The organism is Streptacidiphilus jeojiense (genome assembly GCF_000719095.1).
GTDB lineage: Bacteria > Actinomycetota > Actinomycetes > Streptomycetales > Streptomycetaceae > Streptacidiphilus > Streptacidiphilus jeojiensis.
Genome location: NZ_JOEH01000051.1, coordinates 25,024 through 46,292 on the forward strand (window position 1 = coordinate 25,024; position 21,269 = coordinate 46,292).

The window sequence follows — 21,269 nt, forward strand, 5'->3', positions numbered from 1 at the left end:
GGAATTCCCGCAAGAATTGGGCCCGTCGCTGTTTCTGGCATGCCGGAAAACCGCCCGGTCGGTGACGCCCTGACGACATGGCCAATAAGCGCCAGTCACAGCCGTTGCCCCGAAAAGTCAGCCGTCCCTACCGTCCTCCGGTACCGGTGCACGACGTGTACCGCGTCCCCCCACGGAGGTTCCACACGTGCGTGCAAGAAGAACCCTGCGCGCAGTGGCCACAGCCGCTGCCGCACTGGCAGCGCTCATAGTGCCGCTGTCATCCGCAACTCCCGCCGCAGCCACCCCCGCGGCTGGTTCCCCGTACTCGGCAGCCCAAGGCCAGACCCCGGCGCAGACCACTGCCGACCAAGGCATCACCCAGCACCCGGTGCGCAACGCGTGCGACACCGCGCCGAAGACCGGATTCGCACGCTGCTTCGCCGAGGTCCGCACCGACGTCAAGGGACACATCGGCCCGTCGGCCGCCACGGACAGCGTCGCCGGCTACGGTCCGGCCGATCTGGTCAGCGCCTACAAGCTGCCCTCGTCATCGACGGCCGGCACCGGGCAGACGGTCGCGGTCGTGGACGCCTACGACGACCCGAACGCCGCCGCGGACCTGGCCACCTACCGGTCCCAGTACGGCCTGCCTCCCTGCACGACGGACAGCGGCTGCTTCACCAAGGTCGCGCAGGACGGCAGCAAGCACTACCCGGCCCCGAACTCCGGTTGGGCGATGGAGATCTCCCTGGACCTGGACATGGTCTCGGCCACCTGCCCGAACTGCCACATCCTGCTGGTCGAGGCGAACGACAGCTGGCTGCCGAGCCTGGGCGCCGCCGTCGACGAGGCCGTGGCACTGGGCGCCAAGTACGTGTCCAACAGCTACGGAGGCAGCGAGGACCCCGCGGATGTCACCGCGGAGAACAGCTACTACAACCACCCGGGCATCGCGCTCACCGTGAGCAGCGGCGACAACGCCTATGGCGTCGAATACCCGGCCGCCTCGCAGTACGTGACCGCGGTCGGCGGCACCTCGCTGACCCCCGACACCTCGGCCGCCCGGGGCTGGCACGAATCAGCCTGGTCAGGCAGCGGCAGCGGATGCTCTGAATACGTGACCAAGCCCTCTTGGCAGAAGGACACCGGCTGTCCCGGCAGGACCGTGGCGGACGTGTCGGCCGTCGCCGACCCGAACACCGGCGTGGCGATCTACGACAGCTTCTACACCAGCGGCTGGGCCGTCGTGGGCGGAACCAGCGTCTCCGCCCCGATCGTCGCGGGTGCCTACGCGCTGGCGGGAACCCCCGTCGCCGGCACCTACCCCGCCTCCTACCCGTACGCGAACACCAAGGCCCTGTTCGACGTCACCGGTGGCCTCAACGGCACCTGCACCCCGGCCTACCTGTGCACCGCGGGCGCTGGCTACGACGGTCCGACCGGCCTGGGCACCCCCAACGGCGTCGCCGCGCTCACCACCGGGCCGCACGGCAGCGTCACCGGGACGGTCACCAACGCGGCCACAGGCAAACCGATCACTGGCGCGGTAGTCGACGCGGGGCAGCAGTCCGCAGTCACCGACGCCGCCGGAAAGTACACCCTCACCCTGCCAGCGGGCAGCTACAGCCTGACGGTCAAGGACTTCGGGTACGCCACCCGGACCGTCGGCGGCGTGGTGGTCAAGAACGGCGCGGCCACCACCCGGAACATCACGGTCAGCGCCGTCAAGAGCACCACGCTGACCGGCAAGGTCACCGACGGATCCGGGCACGGCTGGCCGCTGTCAGCCAAGGTGAGCGTCCAGGGTACCCCGGCGTCCACCTACACCGACCCGGCGACCGGCCGCTACACCCTGACCCTCCCGGACAACGCCGCCTACAAGATCGTCGTGGATCCCGCCTACACCGGCTACCAGCAGACGACCACGGACGTGACGGTCGGTACTGCCGGCGTGGCAAGGGACGTCAGCGTGCCGGTGGACGCGTACACGTGCAGCGCCGCGGGCTATCACCTGTCCTACGACGGGGCCACGCAGACCTTCGACTCCACCTCGACGCCGTCCGGCTGGTCGGTTGCCAACGCGACCGGCACCACCTATGGCTGGGAGTTCGACAACCCGGAGAAGAACCAGAACAACACCGGCGGATCGGGCAACTTCGCGATCGCCACCAGCCTCAACTACGGCCCCGCCGGCAATGAGGACACCGAGCTGACCACACCGGTGACCGACCTGAGCAAGGACTCCTCGCCCTACCTGCAGTTCGACTCCAACCTGCTCGGCGGCTTCTACGACCAGCAGTCAGCCGACCTCAGCGTGGACGGCGGTGCCACCTGGACCAGCGTGTGGTCCAAGACCGGCGACGCAGGCGCCCCGGGCCCGGACCAAGTGGTGATCCCGCTGCCGACGGCCGCGGGCAAGAGCCAGGTGCAGGTCAGGTTCCACTACTACAGCATCAATGGCGTGTACTGGGAGCTCGACAACGTGTTCCTGGGCAACCGGACGTGCACCCCGACGGCGGGCGGCCTGGCCGAGGGAACCGTGCACGACAGCAACACCGGGGCCGGCGTCGACGGCGCCACCGTGACGGCCGCCGGACAGAGCACGACGACCGGAGCCGGACCCGCGGCCGGCTCGTTCTCCCTGTTCCTCCCGGCCACCGGCAGCCAGCAGTTCACCGCCGCGAAGACCCACTACGTCACGGGCAAGGCGACCGGCATCCTGGCCGCGGACCAGGCGACCCCGGTCAGCCTCACGATGCAGGCCGGACGGCTGACCGTCTCCGGACCGGTCAAGGCCACGGTCGCCATGGGCAGCAGCACCACCAAGACGATCAAACTCACCGACACCGGCAAGACCCCGGTCCACGTCAAGCTCTACCAGGCGCCCGGCACCGTCACCGTCCTCGGTGCCAACCCCGACGTGAACGGCGCGCCGGTCCAGCGCATCAGCGGGACGTTCAGCCCGCTGCCCGCTTCCCGCCTCAAGAAGCCCACCAGCACGCCGGCACCCTCGGCACAGCCCTACAACACCCCGTGGACCCCGCTCGGCAACCACCCCACCACCATCATGGACAACGCGGCGGCCACCGACCCGGCCACCGGCCTGGTGTACTCCGTCGGCGGCTACGACGGCCTGTTCATCACCGACGCCGCCTACGCGTACAACCCGGCCACCAAGGCATGGAAGACCCTCCCGCCGATGCCGCACACCAGGGAGGCCGCGCAGGCCGCGTTCATCAACGGGAAGCTGTACGTCGTGGGCGGCTGGAGCGTGGTCGGCGGCTGGGACATCCACACCATCACCATCCCCCAGGTCGACATCTACGACCCGTCCACCAACACCTGGTCCACCGGCGCGAACAACCCCAAACCGTACGCCGGCGCGGCGGCCGCCGTGGTGGGCGCCAAGCTGTACGTCGTCGGTGGCTGCGACCCGGACAACTGCGGCCACACCGACGTGCAGATCTACGACCCGCTGACGAACACGTGGGGCAGCGCGGCCAGGTACCCCGAGTCCATCGCCTGGGAAGGATGCGGCGCCATCAGCGGCCGCATCTACTGCGCCGGCGGCTCGAACACCACCGCGGACACCACGGACGCCTTCACCTACAACTCGGCCACCGACCGCTGGACCCAGATCGCCTCGCTGCCCATGGACCTGTGGGCGATGAGCTACACCGCGGCCGACGGCAAGCTGCTGCTGTCCGGCGGTGTGACCAACGGGTTCTCGACCGTCACCAACCAGGGCTACGCCTACGACGCCGCGCTGGGCGAATGGGCGGCGCTGCCGAACGCGAACACCACCGTCTACCGCGGCGGCGGCGCGTGCGGCTTCTACCGGATCGGCGGCTCACTGGGCGGCATGGCCCCGGTCAACACCGCACAGCAACTTCCCGGCTACGCCGACTGCGGGACCTCCCAGGTCTCGTGGCTGACGCAGAGCAAGGACGGCTTCACCGTCAACCCGGGCGCGTCCGTCACGGTCACCCTCAAGCTGAACGCAGCCGGCAAGTCGGTGTCCCAGCCGGGCGCCTACACGGCGCAGCTGCTCGTCACCGACGACACGCCCTACGCCGGCCAGCGAGTCAAGGTGACAATGAACGCCACCCCGCCCAAGACCTGGGGCAAGATCACCGGCACCATCACCGGACTCGCCTGTGCCGGAACCACGCCCCTGGCAGGAGCCACCGTCCAGATCACCTCCGGAGCGACCAGCTACACCCTCAAGACGGACGCCAACGGGACGTACGCTCTCTGGCTCCCCGCCAGCAAGAACCCGCTGACCGTCATCGCCTCGCGAGACGGCTGGCAGCCGCAGGCTGCCAGCCTCACCGTCCGGCAACAGCAGACCCTCGTCAAGAACTTCGCCTTGAAGCCGAACGTGGCGTGCTGACGAGCAAGCCCAACACCGCATGAACCGGCGGCCGAGGCGCACTCCAGCGCCCCGGCCACCGGCAGCACAGCACTCTGGACCGGGACCCCGGGCGAGGGGACGCATGAACAAGCCGTCGCTGCTTTCTCCGCTGGCACATGGAAGTTGGATCATGCTCGAAGCTCTGGGACTGAGCACGGCAGAGGAGGCCGCATACTCCTGGCTCCTGGATCGGGGCCCCACCGCGGAGGAGGAGTTCATCGAGCGGCTCACCGGTCTCGGGCCCACCGACGGCGAAGACGGTACCCTCGCGACGCTGGTGGCGAAGGGGCTGGTGACCCGCCTCCCCGGGATTCCCCGACAGGTCACCGCCTCCCCACCTGAGATCACACTCGAACATCTCGCCCACGCACGCGAGACAGAACTGCACCGGGCCAGGCGAGCGATCGTCGACCTGCAGAACCGCTACCGGCTCAGCTCGGCCAGGGACTCCTCCCATGAACTGGTCGAGATCCTGCACGGCTCCGAGGCCATCGCCAGCAGAGCAGAGGTCATGGTGAGCAGCACGCGCACGGAGTTCTTCGGCATCGACGCACCACCGCACCACGCCAACACCTCAGTGCCGAACCCCCACGAGCTCCAACTGCTCGCCCAGGGCGTCAGATGCCGGTCCATCTACGACAGCAGGAGCCTGGAAATACCTGGCTACCTGGAGGTCGTCGAAGAAATGATCAGCTCCGGCGAAGAGGCTCGAGTGATCGACCGTGCCCCATTGAAGCTCGCGATCTCCGACCGCACCTTCGCCCTCGCACCCCTGGAGAGCGACATGACCAAGAGGGCCGGCATGCTCTTCATCCGCAAGTGCGGACTGCTCGACGCCCTGGCCGAACTGTTCGAGTCCGTCTGGGCCCGCGCGATCCCGCTGAACCTGACCGGCACCTTCGACACCGGCTACGGCGCCGACGGCCGACCGGGAGACGACGACCGCAGGCTGCTGGCCATGCTCGCCTCTGGCCTGCCCGACGACAGCATCAGCCGCGCCCTGGGAATCAGCCACCGCACGATGCAGCGCCGCCTGCACCGGCTGCAGCAGCAGCTCCACGCCCCCACCAGGTTCCAGCTGGCCATGCAAGCCTGCCGCCGAGGCTGGCTGTGATCACCCACTGGATGATCCGCCAGAGCAAGTGCACAGAACACCCACCTCCGCTAGGCCATACGGACGTCCGCGGCTGCGACCCCTGCACGGGATACCTACCATGACACTCAGGTTGAAGATGGTGACTCTATGCAGTCAGTTCAGATCACCCAATCGACCGAACAGACGGCAATGGGGACGCGAGGGAGCGGATACGACATGCAACCAGGAGTCCTCACGCTTGCGCTGATCAGCATCGCCGGCCTCGTTGGCTACCTGGGACTATTCGTCGCGCTGCACCGTCTGCCCACCGGATACAGCCCCGTCCGGCATGCCGTGAGCGACTACGCCGTAGGCGATTCCAAGTCCCTGTTCGGCAAGGCCCTGGCGCTGTCGTCCTTCGCCGTCCTCATACTCGCCCTCGGCCTCACCTGGGAACCCGGCGCTCCGCCGCTCGCCACGAGCAGCCTCGTCTTCCTCTACCTAGTGCCCGCCATGCGCGTCGGCATGATCCTCTTCCCCACCGACCTCGAAGGCGAGAAACTCACCCCCACCGGCCGCCTGCACTACCTCTTCGCCATCGCGGCCTTCGGCTTCACCTACGCTGCGATCTCCGGCATGACCCCGGACCTGACTCCTCTCGCGCCCTGGCAGTCCGCACACGTCCTCCTCAACGCGCTCCAGTGGGCATGCCTGGTCTCGCTCGTCCTCCTCGTCGTGACCCTGCTCCCACGCTTGCGGGGCACCTTCGGACTCTTTGAACGAGCATTCCTGGTCAGTACGAACCTCTGGCTGCTCACCGTCGGCGTCTGCCTGGCGGTCAAAGCTGCCTGACGAGGTCGGGATTAGACGCAGGCAGGCCCAGGGTAAGCCTCAAGTCTCTGTCCATTTGACAAGGAAAAATGTCATCTTGACAGCTTGTGTCGGCGACGGGTGAATCGTGACCCAGTATCGGCGGGTGAAGGTTGACCCCCACTGCGTCAGTTGATGTTGGTCAGTCCTGCGTGTTGGCTGCGGGGACGCGGCCGAGGTCGCGGTTGCGCAGTCGGTAGCTGTCGCCTTTGAGGCTGATGACTTCGGCGTGGTGGACCAGGCGGTCGATCATGGCGGCGGCGACGGTGTCGTCGCCGAAGACCTCGCCCCAGCGGCCGAAGGGTTTGTTGGAGGTGACGATCACCGAGGCGCGTTCGTAGCGTCCGGAGATGAGTTGGAAGAACAGGTTGGCGGCTTCGGGTTCGAAGGGGATGTAGCCGACTTCGTCGACCACGATCAGCGGGATGCGCCCGAGGCGGGTGAGTTCGTCGGCCAGGCGTCCGGCGTGGTGGGCATCCGCCAGGCGGGTGACCCATTCGGCGGCGGTGGCGAACGCGACGCGGTGACCGGCCTGGCAGGCGCGGATCGCCAGTCCGGTGGCCAGGTGGGTCTTGCCGGTGCCGGGCGGCCCCAGGAAGATCACGTTCTCCTTGCCCGTGACGAAGTCCAGGGTGCCCAGGTGGGCGATGGCCTCGCGTTTGAGGGAGCGCTGGTGGTCGTAGTCGAACTCCTCGAGGGCTTTGCGGGCGGGGAAGCGGGCGGCGCGGATGCGGCCCTCGGCGCCGTGCGCGTCGCGGGCGGCGACCTCGCGTTGCAGGCAGGCGGCCAGGAACTCCTCGTGGCTCCAGTCCTCGGCGCGGGCGCGCTGGGCCAGGCGTTCCACGCAGTCGCGCAGGGCCGGGGCCTTCAGCGCACGGGTCAGAAACGCGATCTCGGAGGCGGTGTCGCGGCTGGGCTTGGCGGTTGCGGCCATCAGGCGACACCCTGCCCGCGGCCGCCCTCGATCACACCGAAGGCCCGGTCGTAGTCGCCCAGCGAACGCTCTTCGACGTCCAGGTCGATGCCCTGGGAGCCGGTGGAGCGCGGCCGGTGGGCCTGGGCCCGGGCGGTCCTGGCGGCTTCGGCATGGGCCGGGTCGGTGATGCTCTGGTGCCTGGCCCAGCACCGGGCATGGCGGGCGACCTCGGTGTTCTCGCAGGTCACGATGACCTGGTCGAGGTCGGCGGCGACCTCGACGCGGCGGCCGACCGCGAGCGGGTGCACCGAGTAGTCGACGGTGTCCACACGCACGTAGTGGTCCCGCGGCAGCCGGAGCGAGGCCTTCCACCAGCCCGGCGGGGAGATCGGGGGCAAGGGCAGCATCCGGGCCCGGTCGGCCTCCAGGCGGTCGGCGGGACGGGCCTGCAGAGTGCGGTGGACGCGCCGGTTGGCCCGGGTCAGCCAGTCCGCGAGCTGGATGTTGAAGTCGGTCGGCGAAGCGAAGACCCGCCCGGGCAGGAACGAGGTCTCCAGGTAGCCGTTCGCCCGCTCGACCAGGCCTTTGGCCTCCGGATCACCCGGTCGGCACTGGACGACCTTGACGCCCAGCAGGCCCGCGAAGGCCGCGAAGTCGCCGGTCAACTTGGGGCGCCCACCCTGCCAGGAGCCCACCGCTCCCTCGTTGTCCCAGACCAGGGCCCGTGGCACCGCCCCGAGTTGGGTCAGCAGCCGCCAGTGCCCGGCGATCAGGTCCGGACCGCTGCGGGTGGGAACCATTCGCGCCGACAGCCACCGCGAGTAGCCGCAGACCATCACCAGCACCGGCGGACTGGCACTCTGCCCGAAGCCCAGCGGGATCTCGGCCGGCGGGAACCACAGGTCGCACTGCGCCAGCTCACCGGGTTCGTAGGTGGTGCGCGAGGCCGGGTCCGTGGGCCGGTAGACCGGCCGCAGGTCCCGCACCCGCTCCTTGAGGACCGTCAGCGAGCGCTCCCACCCGATCCGCTCGGCGATCACCGTCGCCGGCATCTCTGGCCACTGCTCGAGCAGGGCCCTGATCTGCGGCTCGACCGCATCCACGATCGAGCCCTTTGCCGCGCGCCGGTACTTCGGCGGCTCGTTGTCCGCCACCGCCCGCCGCACCGTGTTCCGCGAGATCCCCAACTGCCGTGCGATCGCACGGATCGGCATCTGCTCGGCCCGGTGAAGACGCCGGATCTCCGCCCAGTCCTCCACACTGATCACCCTTCCTCCCGGCCTGGTTCAACGATCCAGGCCCTCGAAGGGGGTCACATTTCAAGCGTCGCTACTGGTCCACTTTTCACCCGTCGCCGACAAGCTTGGAGTGGCTGAGGAAGAGTGGCGCTCGATACCGATGCAACAGGTGTGTTCATGCGCCCGCCGTACTGACCAGGGGACGGTCTTCGCCCGTGGGAGGTTGGCCAGAAGCAGAGATCGACGCCTGGGTGGAGGAGCACATCGCTCGTTCGCCGGCCTGGTCCTCGGAGCGGTGGGCCAGCATCCTCGCCATCCTCGGCAATGGGGAAGAGGCGTGATGCGTTAAGGCAAAGGCAGTCTGGCCGCGCGGGGCCAGGGGCTCGACCCCTGGCCCCGCCGCTGGTGCAACCCACCTGTGCCCCGCATCCGGGCTCGTCGCGGGCCGGGGGTGTTTCGGTGTGGCTCATTGGCGGCCGGTGAGTCTTGTTCGTAGGCGCTGGGGGTTTGCGATGCAGTCCAGCCAGTAGAGGTATGGCAGGAGGGCGAAGTCGTGGGGGAGTTCTCCGGTGTGTGACATCAGGAGGACTTCGTCGCGTCGTCGTCCAGCATCGTCCTTGCCGCCGAATCCGTGGCTGGTATTGCGAAGCACGCGAAGGTACTGCTTGGTTGCGTTCTCCAGCGAGACGGTGACGGCTCCGCCGTTCTTGCTCGGGATGGCCACCCCGCCGCCGGAGACATGGCTGCTGGGGAGAAATCCGTTCTGGCACTCACGCAGGGCTTCGACGGCCCGCCGTGCTGACGGGAGCAGTACTGCTGCTACTTCTGCGGGCAGGGCGCCCTCCAGAGCGTGCAGGACCCGCTCCGCCTTGGTCAGTTCGAAGGCGTTCTCCAGACTGGAGACGACCTTGAGCCCTTCGAGGGTGTCGAGGGCAGCGAAGGCGAGCAAGCGCCTGCTCGCGGGGTCTCGCTGGTGCGCGAGCACCGCTTGAACGCGCTTTCCTGCCTGTTCGAGGCTGAGGAGCGTTTCGAACTGGCGTCGCGGGCGGTAGGCGCCAGCGGCATCTCTGAAAGTCGCAGGGTCTGTCGCCACGGACAGCAGTTCGTTGAGGTGGTCGGCCCACCAGGCCAACGTGGAACTGATCTGTGTTGCAGCGATCGGTGGGCAGGCGGGGAAATTGCTGGGACCGGAGGGCATGAATTGCTGGATGAGTTCCGCCGGGTCGGGCGTCTGACCGCCAAGCGGCTTGCCCAGGCTGAGGACGGTGACGCCTTGCTGACGGGGGCCCACGATCGACCAGAGGTACGGGCTGTGGCACAGGAACAGCGGTGCCAGGTAGGCGTCGCGGGTGACTTGGATGTCCGTCTGAAGCATGGTCCCTGAACCGAAGGCAAGTTGGCCCGTCGGCGTCGGCGGTGTAGCCAGCAGGGCGGGTTCTTCTTCTATTCGGAGCAGGACGCGAGCAAGTCCGGAGCGCCACGACACTGCTGGGTCGAAGCTGACGAAGTAGGCGGCCAGATCGGGGAACAACGGCTTCGCCTCGTCGGTCTGCACGCTCTTCAGGCTCTGAAATGCGCTGTCAGCAGCCGAGATGAACTCCTCGTCGCGGGCCAGGGTCAGGCTCATATGCAACCAGTTCAACCGCGCCAGCAAATTCTCCGGCGAGGTGCTCTCCACGAGCTCGTGGCGCTTATGTGCCACGAGCTCAGGGGACACGGTGTTGGGCACCCTGGACGCCGGCAACCGCCGCAGCCGTTCCCACTGGGGGCCGCCTCCCGGCGGGGCAATTTCGATCAACCGCACGAGGCGGGCGGTTCGGTGTTCATGGCGCTCCAGGGCCTGCACGGACCAGCGTTGTTTGTCCACGTCGACCGGCGTGATCTTCAGCTGGGCCGTGTGGGCGAACCCGAGGATGTCGTTACCCCAGAGCCATGGGGGTAGCTTCGCCTGAACGGCCTCGGCAGATTGCAGAGTGTTCACGCTGTGAGGCTAGTCATCTCCTGTGGGTGATGGCATTGGTTTTCCGCGGTACGGCTGTATGGGCGGCCAACGGGAAGGCAGCTCTGTCCGGCATGACGAGGCGTAGGCCGGTGAGGGCGGCGGTCAGGGTGGTCAAGGCGGCGATGGCCAGGCTGGTGCGCAGGCCGGCCAGGATGTGGTGTTGGTTGGCGATGAGTGCGCCGAACACAGCGACGGCGAGTGCGCCACCGAGTTGGCGGCTTGTGTTGAACACGCCGCTGGCGGTGCCGGTCAGGTGGGCAGGCACGCTGTCAACCAGTTGTGCGGTGGTCGGGGGCATGGCCAGCGGGCCGCCAAGTCCCACTGGGAGCATGAGCAGTGCCAGTACCCAGGTCGGTGTTGAGGACGGCGTCAGCGCGAGTACCGCCAGGCCGACGGTCATCAGGAACATTCCCGTGACGATCGGAAGCCGGTGTCCGTAGCGCTCGGCCACGCGGGCGGAGAGCGGGTTGACGAACGCGGACAGGATCGTCATGGGCACGAACGCCAGACCGGTTGCCAGCGGTGACAGGCCGCGCTGCTGCTGGAGGTAGATGCTGAAGACGAAGACCATGCCATAGAACGCGACCATGAAGGCGAAGCCGGTGCCGCAGGCCACCAGCACGGTGCGCGTGCGCAGCAGCGCTGGCGGGACCATCTGGTGCGCGGCCCGGCGCTGGGTGCGGACGAAGACCATGGCTGCGGTGAGCGCCAGCAGTGCTGCTGCCCATACCCGTAGGGAGCTCGGTCCTTCGGACCCGGCCCCGATGGCGGCGAAGGTCAGGGCTGCCATAGCGACCACCGCGCTGCTCTGGCCCAGGGCGTCGTAAGGCGTGCGGTGGCGTGATGAGCGTGCAGTGAAGGCCAGCAGCGTCAGGGCGAGTGCGCCGACGGGCAGGTTGATGAAGAAAATGATCCGCCAGCTGATCAGGCTCGCCGCGCCGCCGGCGACCGGCCCCGCAGCGGAGGCGACCGCCCCGCCCACCGCCCACAGCGCCACCGCCCGCCCGCGGCGTACCGGGTCCGGGTACGCCTCGCGGATCAGCGCCAAGCTGGTGGGCATCACGGCCGCGGCCCCGGCCCCCTGCACCATTCGCGCCGCGATCAGGACGGGCAGAGAGGGGGCGAGCCCGCAGACAGCCGATGCGGCGACGAACACGGCAAGCCCCAGCGCGAACGCGCGGCGGGCCCCGATGCGGTCCGACAGGGAGCCGGCCGACAGCAGCAGCGCCGCGAATATCAGGGTGTAGCCGTCGAGCACCCACTGGAGACCGGTGATCCCACCGCCCAGGTCCTGACGGACGGAGGGCAGCGCGACGTTCACGACCAGGGCGTCCAGCGTGATGACGAAGAATCCCAGGAGCGCTGCCGCCAGCGCGGCCCCCGGCCGCACCGTTCTGGCACTGCGCCTGATCACGTCCGATTCCAGCTTCGCTGATGTGGGACCACCGTCGGTTGCGGGGGAGCGCAGCGCGGGGATGAGCAGTCGGCGGACAACTGGTGACGCCCCCATGGAGGTTCACCCCTTTCAGTGTGAGGAGCAGCCCGCAGGCGGATGCGGTCGGTGCTGGGTCACTTGCCGACCAGGCTCATGTGGTGGGCGTTGTAGCGCTCGCCTTGGACGCCGAGGCGGGCTGCGGCCTGGTCGAGGTCGGCCTTATCGTCGGCGGACAGGGCGACGCCGGTGGCGGCGGCGTTCTCCTGCACGCGGGCCAGCCGGCGCGTGCCGGGGATGGGGGCGATGGCCGGGTGCTGGGCCAGCAACCAGGCAAGGGCGACCTGTCCGGGGGTGGCGTCCTTGGCGTGGGCGAGGGCGGCGACGTGGTTCACCAGGGCCTGGTTGGCGGCGCGGTTGGCCTCGCTGAAGCGGGGGATGGTGGTGCGGACGTCGCCGTCGGCGAAGGCGGTGGTGGTGTCGACGGTGCCGGTGAGGAAGCCCTTGCCGAGGGGGCTGAACGGCACGAAGCCGATGCCCAGTTCGGCTAGGGTGGGCAGGACTTCGGGTTCGGGGTCGCGGGTCCACAGCGAGTACTCGCTCTGCACCGCGGTGACCGGGTGGACGGCGTGGGCGCGGCGGATCGTTGCGGCCGATGCCTCGGAGAGTCCGAAGTGGCGGACCTTTCCGGCGGCGACCAGCTCGGCAACGGCTCCGGCGACGTCCTCGATGGGGACGTCGGGGTCCACCCGGTGCTGGTAGAACAGGTCGATCGTGTCGGTGCGCAGGCGGCGCAGCGAGGCGTCGGCGACGCGCTTGATCTGCTCGGGCCGGCTGTCGAGGCCGACGGAGGTGCCGTTCTCGATGCGCCAGCCGAACTTGGTCGCCAGCACTACCCGTTCGCGGACGGGGGCGAGGGCTTCGCCCACCAGTTCCTCGTTGACGTAGGGTCCGTAGACCTCGGCGGTGTCGAAGAGGGTGACGCCCTGGTCGACGGCGCCGCGCAGGACCTTGATCATGTCGTTGCGGTCGCCGGGGTTGGGGCCGTAGCTCTGGGACATGCCCATGCAGCCCATGCCGATGGCCGAGACCTCCAGGCCCTGGCCGAGAGTGCGCGTGTGCACGGGGGAACTCCTTGTTGAGGTGGTCGGGGATGTAGGGAGGGGCGGTGCCGGTGGGCTCAGGGCGTGAGGAGGGCCTTGATGGCGCGGCGCTCGTCCATGGCCCGGTAGCCCTCGGCGACTTGGGACAGCGGCAGGTGGAGGTCGAAGACCTTGCCGGGGTTGATGGCGCCGGCCAGGACGAGGTCGATCAGCCGGGGCAGGTACTGGCGTACGGGGGCGGGGCCGCCGCGCAGGCCGACGTGGGAGTAGAACAGTTCCGTGCCCTCGATCTCCACGCCGTGGGGAACGCCGACGAAGCCGACGTTGCCGCCGGGTCGGGCCGAGCGCAGTGCCTGCCGCATGGAGTTCGCGTCCCCGACGCACTCCAGGACGCGGTCCGCGCCGATGCCGCCGGTCATCTCCTTGATCCGGGCCGCGCCGTCCTCGCCGCGCTCGGCGACGATGTCGGTGGCGCCGAACTCCCGGGCCAGGGACTGGCGGGAGGCGTGGCGTGACATGGCGATGATGCGCTCCGCGCCCATCTGCTTGGCGGCGATGACCGCGCACAGGCCCACTGCGCCGTCGCCGACCACGGCGACGGTGTCGCCTGGCTGCACGTGGGCGGCTGCGGCGGCGTACCAGCCGGTGCCCATCACGTCGGAGCATGCCAGCAGGCTGGGGACCAGGTCGGCGGAGGGCGGCTCCGGGGTGGCGACCAGGGTGCCGTCTGCCAGCGGGATGCGGATGCGTTCGGCCTGGCAGCCGCCGGCGCCGACGAACTCGCGGTGCAGGCAGTTGGTCTGGTAGCCGTTGCGGCAGTTCGGGCAGGTGTTGTCGCTGGCGAAGAACGAGCCGACGACGAACTGGCCGGGCCGGATGGCGCGTACTTCGTCGCCGACCTCCTCCACGACACCGACGTACTCGTGGCCGAAGGGGGTGGGCTGGTCGGTGGGGTTGATGCCTCGGTAGTTCCACAGGTCCGAGCCGCACACGCACGTGGCGACGGTGCGGATGACCGCGTCGGTGGGCTTGAGGATCTGCGGCTCGTCGCGCTCCTCGAAGCGCACGTCGCCGGGGGCGTACAGGACTGCTCCGCGCATGGTGGTGCCTTCCGGTCGGGGGCTCAGGGGGTGCGGGTGCTGTGGCGGGGGCCGGTGTACTGGGCGTCGGTGACGTGGTCGAGCCAGGCGACGTCGTCCGTCTCCCACAGGGCGATGTGGACCATGAAGCGGTCGGGGGCCGCGCCGTGCCAGTGCTCCTCGCCCGGCGGGGTCCACACCACGTCGCCGGGGTGGGCTTCGAGGATGCCGCCGTCACGGGACTGGATCAGGGCGATGCCCTCAACGATGTAGAGGGTCTGGCCCAGGCCGTGGGAGTGCCAGGCGGTCCGCGCGCCCGGCGCGAAGCGCACCACGTTGGCGCGGGCCCGCGAAGGCTCCTCGCCGCGGTAGATCACGTCAGCCCAGGCGTCGCCGGTGAACATCTTCTCCGGCAGCTTGAGCGTCGGCTGCTTGCTCAAAAGCTCCATGGTGCGGTTCTCCTCGTGCAGGTGGTTCGGGGTCGAGCGGAGGTCAGGAGGCTGCGCGCTCCTCGGTGATCCGCTTCAGCTGGGTGATCGCGCTCATCGCGGTAGGCCATCCGGAGTAGAACGCCAGGTGGGTGATCGCCTCGGACAGCTCCTCGACGCTCAGCCCGTTGTCCAGGGCCAGGCCCAGGTGGTAGCCCAGCTGCTCGCCCCGGTACAGGGCGACCAGCGCGCTGACCGTCACCAGGCTCCGATCCCGCGGCGAGAGCCCCGGGCGCTGCCACATGTCCTCGAACAGGACTTCGTTGCTGACCTCGACCAGCTTGGGCGCGATCGCGGCCAGCTCCTTCGGCGCGGACATCTTCGGCACGGCGCATCTCCTCGTTCAGCGCAGCGAGCAGGACGGACCGCGACGGGTGCCGGCGAGCTGCCCTCTGGGAGCCAGGTGCTCCGATTTCGATGAAACCCCAGATGGATAGGGCGGGGGAGGGTCTGCTCTTACAGGTACTGACAGGACCCCCCACCCGCGGGCGGTCCGACCTAGCCTGGAAGGCGTGAGCACCCAGAGCGACATCCGCGAGTTCCTGGCCTCCCGCCGAGCCAAGGTCACCCCGCAGCAGGCCGGCCTGCCCGCCTACGGCGGCAACCGGCGCGTGCCGGGACTGCGCCGCGAGGAAGTCGCCCTGCTCGCCGGCGTCAGCATCGACTACTACGTCCGCCTGGAACGCGGACACATCGCCGGAGCCTCCGAAGAAGTCCTCGACGCCGTCGCGCGCGCCCTCCAGCTCGACGACGCCGAACGCGCACACCTGCACGACCTGGCCCGCGCCGCCGCCAAGCGCCCCACACGAACCACCCGCCGCCCCCGCGGACCCATCCCGGACAGCCTCCTGCGCGTCCTGCACTCGATGACCGACGCCCCCGCCTTCATCCGCAACGGCCGACTCGACATCCTCGCAACCAACACCCTGGGCCGCGCCCTGTACGCACCCCTGTTCCCCGACACCACCGCCCGCACCACCAACATCGCCCGCGCCCAGTTCCTCACCCCCCAAGGGCGCGACTTCTTCCCCCACTGGGACACCTCCGTCAACACCACCGTCGCCCTGCTGCGCACCGAGGCAGGCCGTACCCCGCACGACAGCGAACTGACCGGCATGATCGGCGAACTCGTCACCCGAAGCGAGGAGTTCCGCACCGTCTGGGCCCGGCACAACGTCCGCCTGCACTACACCGGCCGCAAGTCCTTCCACCACCCCGCCGTCGGCGAGATCACCCTCGACTTCGACGCCATGGAACTACCCGCCCAACCCGGCCTGACCCTCAGCGCCTACACCGCCGCCCCCGGCACCCCCGACCACGACACACTGCAACTCCTAGCCACCTGGGCAGCCACCACCAACGCCGAGGCCAACCAAGGCCAGACCGCGCCCAGCGAGCAGGGGAGTACCGGCTGAACTGCCCATTCCATGGTCGCGCTCGCCACATCCTCACCATCCCCGCTGGCTGTGACGTGTACCCCCAGCTCTCCCGGCCGTCCGTGCATAGCGGTGTTCGGTCGCCAGCTTTATTGACTGATCATCAGTTTCGTTCTGCCTCGGCCCTGGCAGACTCGAAGTGAGCGTCCCTCTCTTTCCCAGAGGTACTCAAACCCGCCGCAGTGGTTGAGTGCTTCCGGCGCAGAGAGGGTGCGGGGCTAACCGTCGAGGGGAAGACCCTGGTGTGCCGGGAGTTTTGGTGCGCTGGTGGTAGCGGCGGCTGGCTGTCCGGCGAGCCGGCCCGGTGGCGGCGAGCCGTGCCCTGAAGGGACCGCACTCCGCAGGAGGATGCGCGCGCGTACGCCGGGTGCTCGTGCGCGAGCCGCTAGTGGGCCTACTCATCCACATCCTTGCCACCAGTGCCGTCTTCAGCGGCGCCTACGTGACCTGCATCGTGGTCGCCACCTTGGTCGCCTGCCTCGCCAAGACAGATTCCCAGCGCCGCGACGGCAGACGCGCCCTGGCACTCCTGCTGCTCCACCCGATCGAACCCCGCAATCCGAGGATTCGAGCGGCGAGGCGTAGGGAGTGATCAATTCATTGTGGACTGCGTGATTCGGGCAAACATGGGCAGATGGCTCCGACCACGTGATGGCGCAGTGCGTTGGGAAGCGTCGGTGTTGCCGCATGGATTGGTACGGTCGCGGTGCGGTGGTTGCAACAGGCGAGTGTGCAACGCTGTTCCCTGTGAACCGACTTGGGGCCATGAGCTCGCCATATCTGCAACAGCACGCCGGGAACCCGATCGACTGGTGGCCCTGGTGCCCGGAGGCGTTCGCCGAGGCAAAGAGGCGAGATGTCCCGATTTTGCTGTCTGTGGGATATGCGAGTTGTACCTGGTGCCAGTGTACGTACAGAAGCAAGAGCTTCTGACCTGGCGTTATGTCAGGAGGTAGCGACGTGAGCACCAGCGGTGATGGACTCGAAGCGGAGATTGACGCTTGGGTGGAGGAGCACATCGCCCGATCCCCTGCGTGGACCCCGGAGCAGTGGGCGAGCATCCTTGCGCACTTGGAGTCCGGTGAGGCCGCCAAGGAGTGACCGGCCATGAGCAGAGGGCGGAGAGCGGCCCCCAGAGCCTCCGCCTCCTGCTTGTGGGTCGATGGGTGGGGGTGCCCTCGCGGGCGGCGCCATTTTGCCTCTGGCCCACGCAGCTGCGGACGGCTGTTGGCTCGCACCACGACCTCGGCCAGCCGAACGGTCCGTAGCATCGACGGGTGAGAACTACGAACGTGGTGAGCCTCCAAAGCCGCAGTGCGATCCGAGCCAAGTGCTCTGCGAGCCTGAAAGTGGCTGACATCGAGGTCTGCTGGGCCAGCGGGGGATTCGAGAAGGCCCACGCTGTAGAGGCCGGTGAACGCGTACGAAGCCGCGCGTTCGATGCCTATGCCGGCGCAGTGAACTGGTCGGATGAGGACCAGGTAGCGGCTGCCCTCTTGGTGTTCGAGCGAATGCTCCGCAAAGTAAGGGGAGAAGACCGGCAGCAAGGTCGTTCGGTGGATGACTTCCAGGAGGTGCGCCGTGCCTTCGCCGAGGACGGATACCAGATCACCGAAGGGCTTCAGATTCTCCGGTTTGGAGCCGAGCGCCCCGAACACGCGACGTCGGCCGGCGAATCGTATGCTTCCGCGCTGCGCATCCTGCGCAACGCTCGGAACCAGATCGAACGCAGCCCACGACTCACCGAGCTGCTGGACGAGGAGCTGATTCGAGACGTTCTGCTGGTGGCGCTGAACGGTCACTTCGAAGGCCGTTCAACGGGCGAGACTACGAATCACCGCGGAAAGACCGACATCCTGGTCAGGATCTCAGACCTCAACGTTCTGGTCGCTGAGTGCAAGGTCTGGCGCGGGCGGCAGGGCGTACTCGATGCCCTTACGCAGCTTCTGGGCTACCTGAGTTGGGCTGACACCCATGCTGCACTGCTGATCTTCATCCGCACCGGCAACCCTGGAGAGACGGTGGCCAAGGCGGTCTCCGCATTGGAGCAGCACTCTGCTTTCCTGCGGGTGGGGTCCGTTGACGAGAACGCAAGGCAGGTGAACGTCGTGGTGCAGTCGCCCGTCGATGCTGCCAAGGAGGTTGAGATCGCCCTGATCCCGTTCGTGATCGCTTCGCTGCCACGTTGAGGGCTCGCGGTCGAGTTGCCAGGTTCAGGTTGAGCGGTTGAAGTCACCAGACCTCGGGACCGCCACTCCTCCAGCGAACCAATTCCGGATCGGTGATGTCTGGGTCGTCCAACCCGGCTCGCCTCAGGAACTCCTCTACGTCGCCGCGTTGGAACGCGTACCCCACCAGCTGGTGCCGGACCTCGACTCGGCGCGCGCTGCGCTCGCCGAACGTCGGGTGCGGCTGGACAGGGTGAACAACCACCGGCGGGTCGGTCGGGGCGTCCTGGGTTCCTTGCTCGTCCACAGCATCAGCTTCACCCCCACTTCGCGCCTCCGCACGCCGGGCAACGCGCCGCGGGTGACGGTACGCCGCCGCTAGTCTGGCGCGTATGGGCAAGCACTCCCGGCCGGACCCGCGCAACGAGTCAGAACTGCCGGACGACGTTGACCCGGCCGACGAGGCGCTGCTCTACCCCTACATCCGGCGCCGCCGACCCCCGCTTGCTGGACGGAGAATCCACCACCCGATCAACGGCGGCGCCAGCCATGTCCGTCCCGACGAAGCCAGGCTGCTGCTCGAATGGGACGGCTTCGCCTACCAGCCGGGCGGAGTCGCGGTCAGCCTGGCGGAAGCCCACAAGTGGGCGTCGAAGGGCGTGTGAGTTCGGCCCCGCGGCACCAGCCCACCCGCAGTTCTCGTCACTGCACGATGCGCCGGAAGGCCACGGCTTCCTTGTTCCAGTAGCCGTCATCGAACTTGGTGATCTCGATGTTCTCGCCAGTCCGGGGGGCGTCAATCACAAGATCATCCCCCAGGAACATGCCGACGTGACCGGGGTTCGTCGGCGTGCCGTCGCTGCCGGCGGTGAAGATCAAGTCGCCCGGCTTGAGGTCGGAGGCGTTGTAGACCGGCGTGCCGTCGTTGACCTGTGTGTAGGTGGTACGGGTGATCGTGACGCCTGCGGCCTGGTAGGCCATCATCATCAGGCCGGAGCAGTCGTAGCTCGGGTCTCCTGTGCCGCCCCACTGGTATGGCAGGCCCAGCTTCGAGACGGCGAACTTGATGGCGGTCACCACGGCGACGGGAGTGCCGGTCGGCAGGGTGAACCCTTCGGGGAGGCTGACGGGATTGGTGATCGCTCCGCCGTTGCCGTCACCGTCGCCGCCGGAACAGTTCGTGGCTCCGCCGCTGGCTGCGGCGACCAGCTGGCGCGCCAGGGACTCCCACTTGGCGTAGGCGTCGGGATAGGCAGACTGCTGCACGTCCTGGGCTGCCTGGCCCACAGGCAGGTTCTGCCAGTTGGAGACTTGGACGAGGCGGCTGTAGAACGCCTTGCTCGCGTACACCGGGTCCATCAGCTGTGATGGCGACCCCCACCCCTGGCTGGGCCGCTGCTGGAAGAGTCCGATGGAGTCGAGGTCGCCGCTCGGCAGATTGACGAGGCTGCTCTCCTGCATGGCGGTGGCGATGGCGATCACCGCGGCCTGCTGGGGAAGGTTTAGGTCGGCGGAGACCTGGTAGATGATCTGGGCGTTGCTGACCTGCTCGCTGGTCAGGCTGACGCCGCCGGCCGCGGGCGATCCAACTGTGACCGGTGTCGAGCAGTTGCTCGTGCCAGCCACGGCGGCAGGGGTCACCGCTGTCGCCCCACCCGCGGCGAGCGCGATCGTCATCACCAACACGATCGGCGTTGCGATCCCGGCCCCGATGCCGAGCGCAGCCTTGTTCATGAGCCCCCCTTCACAGCCAGGCCACGCACGCCCACCGCCTTGGTGGAGTGGCGCAGCCTGATTCACCACAGCTAAGGCGTGGGGCAGTAAAGATAGGCAGGATGCGAACAGAGAAGTCAACTGAAGTTTCTCGAAATGTGGACTTCCATGCGCTGGTGTTCAGCAGCGGGGGATTGAAATGGAGCCCAATGTCCGTATTGCACCACTGGTGATAGTGGCGCTGCGTGGCCGGAGGCCAGTGATAGCGGGCGGCGGGGCGGGGCGATAACGATCTGAAAACAGACGAGCCCCCCAGATGGGGGGCTCTACGTATTCCTCGACAAAAACATTCAAACGGACATAGTGGGCAAGTTGGACTCTATCCGGACTGCTCTGGCTCGTCCTCGTCGCCGTAGAGACCTTCGATCCTGCGAAGGGACCGCGCCAAGTCGAGCAGGGCGGCGCTGCTGGCGGGCGAGAGGCCGTCGGCTTGGCGGGCAAGCTCGCGTATCGAGGGCTTCTGGAGCGCCTGGGCCAAGTGCAGTTCGGCGCGTGAGGGCGCCTCCTGCCTGGCCTCGTTGAAGAAGTCCAGGCGCACGTTGAACAGGGCGGCAATGGCCGTGATCCGGCTCAAGGTCGGGTCCGTGCGCTTCCCGGTCCTCAGTTGCCAGAGGTAGGTGGGCGAGATGACCGAGCGGCCGGCGCGGTCGTTCATGCGCTTCGCTGCTTCGGGGTTGGTGTACGGCTTCTGGTCCTTCGGGTGCACGTTGCTGAACAGATGGTTGAGCTTCGCGGCAAGAAATCCGTGCTCGCTGCCGTCTTCGCGCAAGTCTTCCTGGTCCTCTGTGGTCATGGTCGGCGTTCTTCTCCCCTCGATCGCCATCGGGACATCGTTGCGCACAGTGATGGCCACCCGCCATGGACTACGCTTTGTATAGATGTGACCTCGATCACACGAATTCCAGTTGACGGCACATCTTTATTTCTGACTATTGTTTGCCCACAGCTCATTAGCCAGAGTGAACACGCCAGTCGGGCGCACTGTGGGACGAACGGGCTTTCCTGTCAGCAAGATCACGGCGCGGGGGTGGCCGACCGGACCGGCGTGGGCCGATCCGGGGCGGTTCTACCGATCCGCTGCGTTTGGAGCCCACATGTCTCTTCCTCTGCACGTCGCGCACGCTGCGCACACCCTGCTGGCCGGAGCGGTCAGCAACCCGGCCCCGGCCGACCCGACCAACGGGAGCAAGGGCACTACTGAGGTTGTAGGCGTGGTGTCGTCATGGTGAGTCCGGTGCCGGCGAGGCATCCGTCGATGAGGTCGGGCCGGTACTGGACTTGGCGAAGGCCTCG

At 68.1% G+C, this 21,269-nt stretch carries 16 protein-coding genes and 1 pseudogene; 7 read left to right on the forward strand and 10 right to left on the reverse strand.

Features of this window, described 5'->3' with window-relative positions; genetic code table 11:
* The first annotated feature begins 214 nt into the window (after positions 1-214).
* The 3 genes from IF29_RS0139815 to IF29_RS0139825 all read left to right on the forward strand — a co-directional run bounded on the left by IF29_RS0139815 (position 215) and on the right by IF29_RS0139825 (position 6,323).
* A complete protein-coding gene (locus tag IF29_RS0139815) occupies positions 215-4,375 on the forward strand; it encodes a carboxypeptidase regulatory-like domain-containing protein (protein WP_232242856.1) in 4,161 nt (1,386 codons plus the stop codon).
* A gap of 151 nt (positions 4,376-4,526) precedes the next feature.
* The gene (locus IF29_RS0139820; RefSeq protein WP_051726652.1) at positions 4,527-5,510 is read left to right on the forward strand and encodes a hypothetical protein; all 984 of its coding nucleotides are present in this window, start codon (positions 4,527-4,529) and stop codon (positions 5,508-5,510) included.
* A gap of 198 nt (positions 5,511-5,708) precedes the next feature.
* Positions 5,709-6,323, forward strand: coding sequence for a DUF998 domain-containing protein (locus IF29_RS0139825; RefSeq protein WP_198037683.1), 615 nt, complete (start codon positions 5,709-5,711; stop codon positions 6,321-6,323).
* 160 nt (positions 6,324-6,483) lie between these two features.
* On the opposite strand, the gene istB is transcribed toward IF29_RS0139825, so the two are convergent.
* The 8 genes from istB to IF29_RS0139865 form a co-directional block, all read right to left on the reverse strand.
* The gene (gene istB, locus IF29_RS0139830; RefSeq protein ID WP_030266916.1) at positions 6,484-7,275 is read right to left on the reverse strand and encodes an IS21-like element helper ATPase IstB; all 792 of its coding nucleotides are present in this window, start codon (positions 7,273-7,275) and stop codon (positions 6,484-6,486) included.
* The gene (istA, locus tag IF29_RS0139835) at positions 7,275-8,525 is read right to left on the reverse strand and encodes an IS21 family transposase (protein WP_030266919.1); all 1,251 of its coding nucleotides are present in this window, start codon (positions 8,523-8,525) and stop codon (positions 7,275-7,277) included. The genes istB and istA overlap by 1 nt, the downstream gene beginning before the upstream one ends.
* 436 nt (positions 8,526-8,961) lie before the next feature.
* Positions 8,962-10,476, reverse strand: coding sequence for a hypothetical protein (locus IF29_RS0139840; RefSeq protein WP_030266923.1), 1,515 nt, complete (start codon positions 10,474-10,476; stop codon positions 8,962-8,964).
* A 13-nt stretch (positions 10,477-10,489) separates the two neighbouring features.
* Positions 10,490-11,911, reverse strand: coding sequence for an MFS transporter (locus IF29_RS0139845; protein WP_232242860.1), 1,422 nt, complete (start codon positions 11,909-11,911; stop codon positions 10,490-10,492).
* 155 nt (positions 11,912-12,066) lie between these two features.
* Positions 12,067-13,053 (reverse strand): aldo/keto reductase, encoded by a 987-nt coding sequence (locus tag IF29_RS0139850; protein ID WP_030266929.1) that lies wholly within the window; start codon positions 13,051-13,053, stop codon positions 12,067-12,069.
* A gap of 56 nt (positions 13,054-13,109) precedes the next feature.
* Complete coding sequence (locus IF29_RS0139855; protein WP_030266932.1) at positions 13,110-14,132, reverse strand: zinc-dependent alcohol dehydrogenase family protein; 1,023 nt, start codon at positions 14,130-14,132, stop codon at positions 13,110-13,112.
* 23 nt (positions 14,133-14,155) lie between these two features.
* Positions 14,156-14,560, reverse strand: coding sequence for a (R)-mandelonitrile lyase (locus IF29_RS0139860; protein WP_030266935.1), 405 nt, complete (start codon positions 14,558-14,560; stop codon positions 14,156-14,158).
* 43 nt (positions 14,561-14,603) lie between these two features.
* Complete coding sequence (locus IF29_RS0139865) at positions 14,604-14,927, reverse strand: carboxymuconolactone decarboxylase family protein (RefSeq protein WP_030266939.1); 324 nt, start codon at positions 14,925-14,927, stop codon at positions 14,604-14,606.
* A gap of 175 nt (positions 14,928-15,102) precedes the next feature.
* Here IF29_RS0139865 and IF29_RS0139870 point away from each other — a divergent pair, with 175 nt between their 5' ends.
* The 4 genes and pseudogenes from IF29_RS0139870 (at position 15,103) to IF29_RS0139895 (ending at position 18,868) form a co-directional block, all read left to right on the forward strand.
* Positions 15,103-16,014 (forward strand): helix-turn-helix transcriptional regulator, encoded by a 912-nt coding sequence (locus IF29_RS0139870; protein ID WP_030266944.1) that lies wholly within the window; start codon positions 15,103-15,105, stop codon positions 16,012-16,014.
* 768 nt (positions 16,015-16,782) lie between these two features.
* Positions 16,783-16,938 (forward strand): annotated as a pseudogene (locus IF29_RS48310) (DUF255 domain-containing protein); the annotation flags it as partial.
* Positions 16,939-17,384: 446 nt separating this feature from the next.
* On the forward strand, positions 17,385-18,224 hold the full coding sequence (locus IF29_RS0139885; protein WP_157624176.1) for a hypothetical protein: 840 nt from the start codon (positions 17,385-17,387) through the stop codon (positions 18,222-18,224).
* Between the two features lie 371 nt (positions 18,225-18,595).
* Positions 18,596-18,868: a DUF6087 family protein gene (locus tag IF29_RS0139895; protein WP_030266954.1), complete on the forward strand. Its 273-nt coding sequence runs from the start codon at positions 18,596-18,598 to the stop codon at positions 18,866-18,868.
* 37 nt (positions 18,869-18,905) lie between these two features.
* Here IF29_RS0139895 and IF29_RS0139900 read toward each other — a convergent pair whose 3' ends face one another.
* Positions 18,906-19,937: an NlpC/P60 family protein gene (locus IF29_RS0139900; RefSeq protein ID WP_030266956.1), complete on the reverse strand. Its 1,032-nt coding sequence runs from the start codon at positions 19,935-19,937 to the stop codon at positions 18,906-18,908.
* A gap of 358 nt (positions 19,938-20,295) precedes the next feature.
* Complete coding sequence (locus IF29_RS0139905; protein ID WP_157624177.1) at positions 20,296-20,829, reverse strand: helix-turn-helix domain-containing protein; 534 nt, start codon at positions 20,827-20,829, stop codon at positions 20,296-20,298.
* Positions 20,830-21,269: the final 440 nt, after the last annotated feature.

What these genes read in the sequence shown, in the direction of transcription:
- IF29_RS0139820 (WP_051726652.1), top strand. Translation starts at nt 4,527, where the DNA reads ATGCTCGAAGCTCTGGGACTGAGCACGGCAGAGGAGGCCGCATACTCC.
- IF29_RS0139825 (WP_198037683.1), top strand. Translation starts at nt 5,709, where the DNA reads ATGCAACCAGGAGTCCTCACGCTTGCGCTGATCAGCATCGCCGGCCTC.
- istB (WP_030266916.1), bottom strand. Translation starts at nt 7,275, where the DNA reads ATGGCCGCAACCGCCAAGCCCAGCCGCGACACCGCCTCCGAGATCGCG.
- IF29_RS0139855 (WP_030266932.1), bottom strand. Translation starts at nt 14,132, where the DNA reads ATGCGCGGAGCAGTCCTGTACGCCCCCGGCGACGTGCGCTTCGAGGAG.
- IF29_RS0139860 (WP_030266935.1), bottom strand. Translation starts at nt 14,560, where the DNA reads ATGGAGCTTTTGAGCAAGCAGCCGACGCTCAAGCTGCCGGAGAAGATG.
- IF29_RS0139895 (WP_030266954.1), top strand. Translation starts at nt 18,596, where the DNA reads ATGGGCAAGCACTCCCGGCCGGACCCGCGCAACGAGTCAGAACTGCCG.
- IF29_RS0139900 (WP_030266956.1), bottom strand. Translation starts at nt 19,937, where the DNA reads ATGAACAAGGCTGCGCTCGGCATCGGGGCCGGGATCGCAACGCCGATC.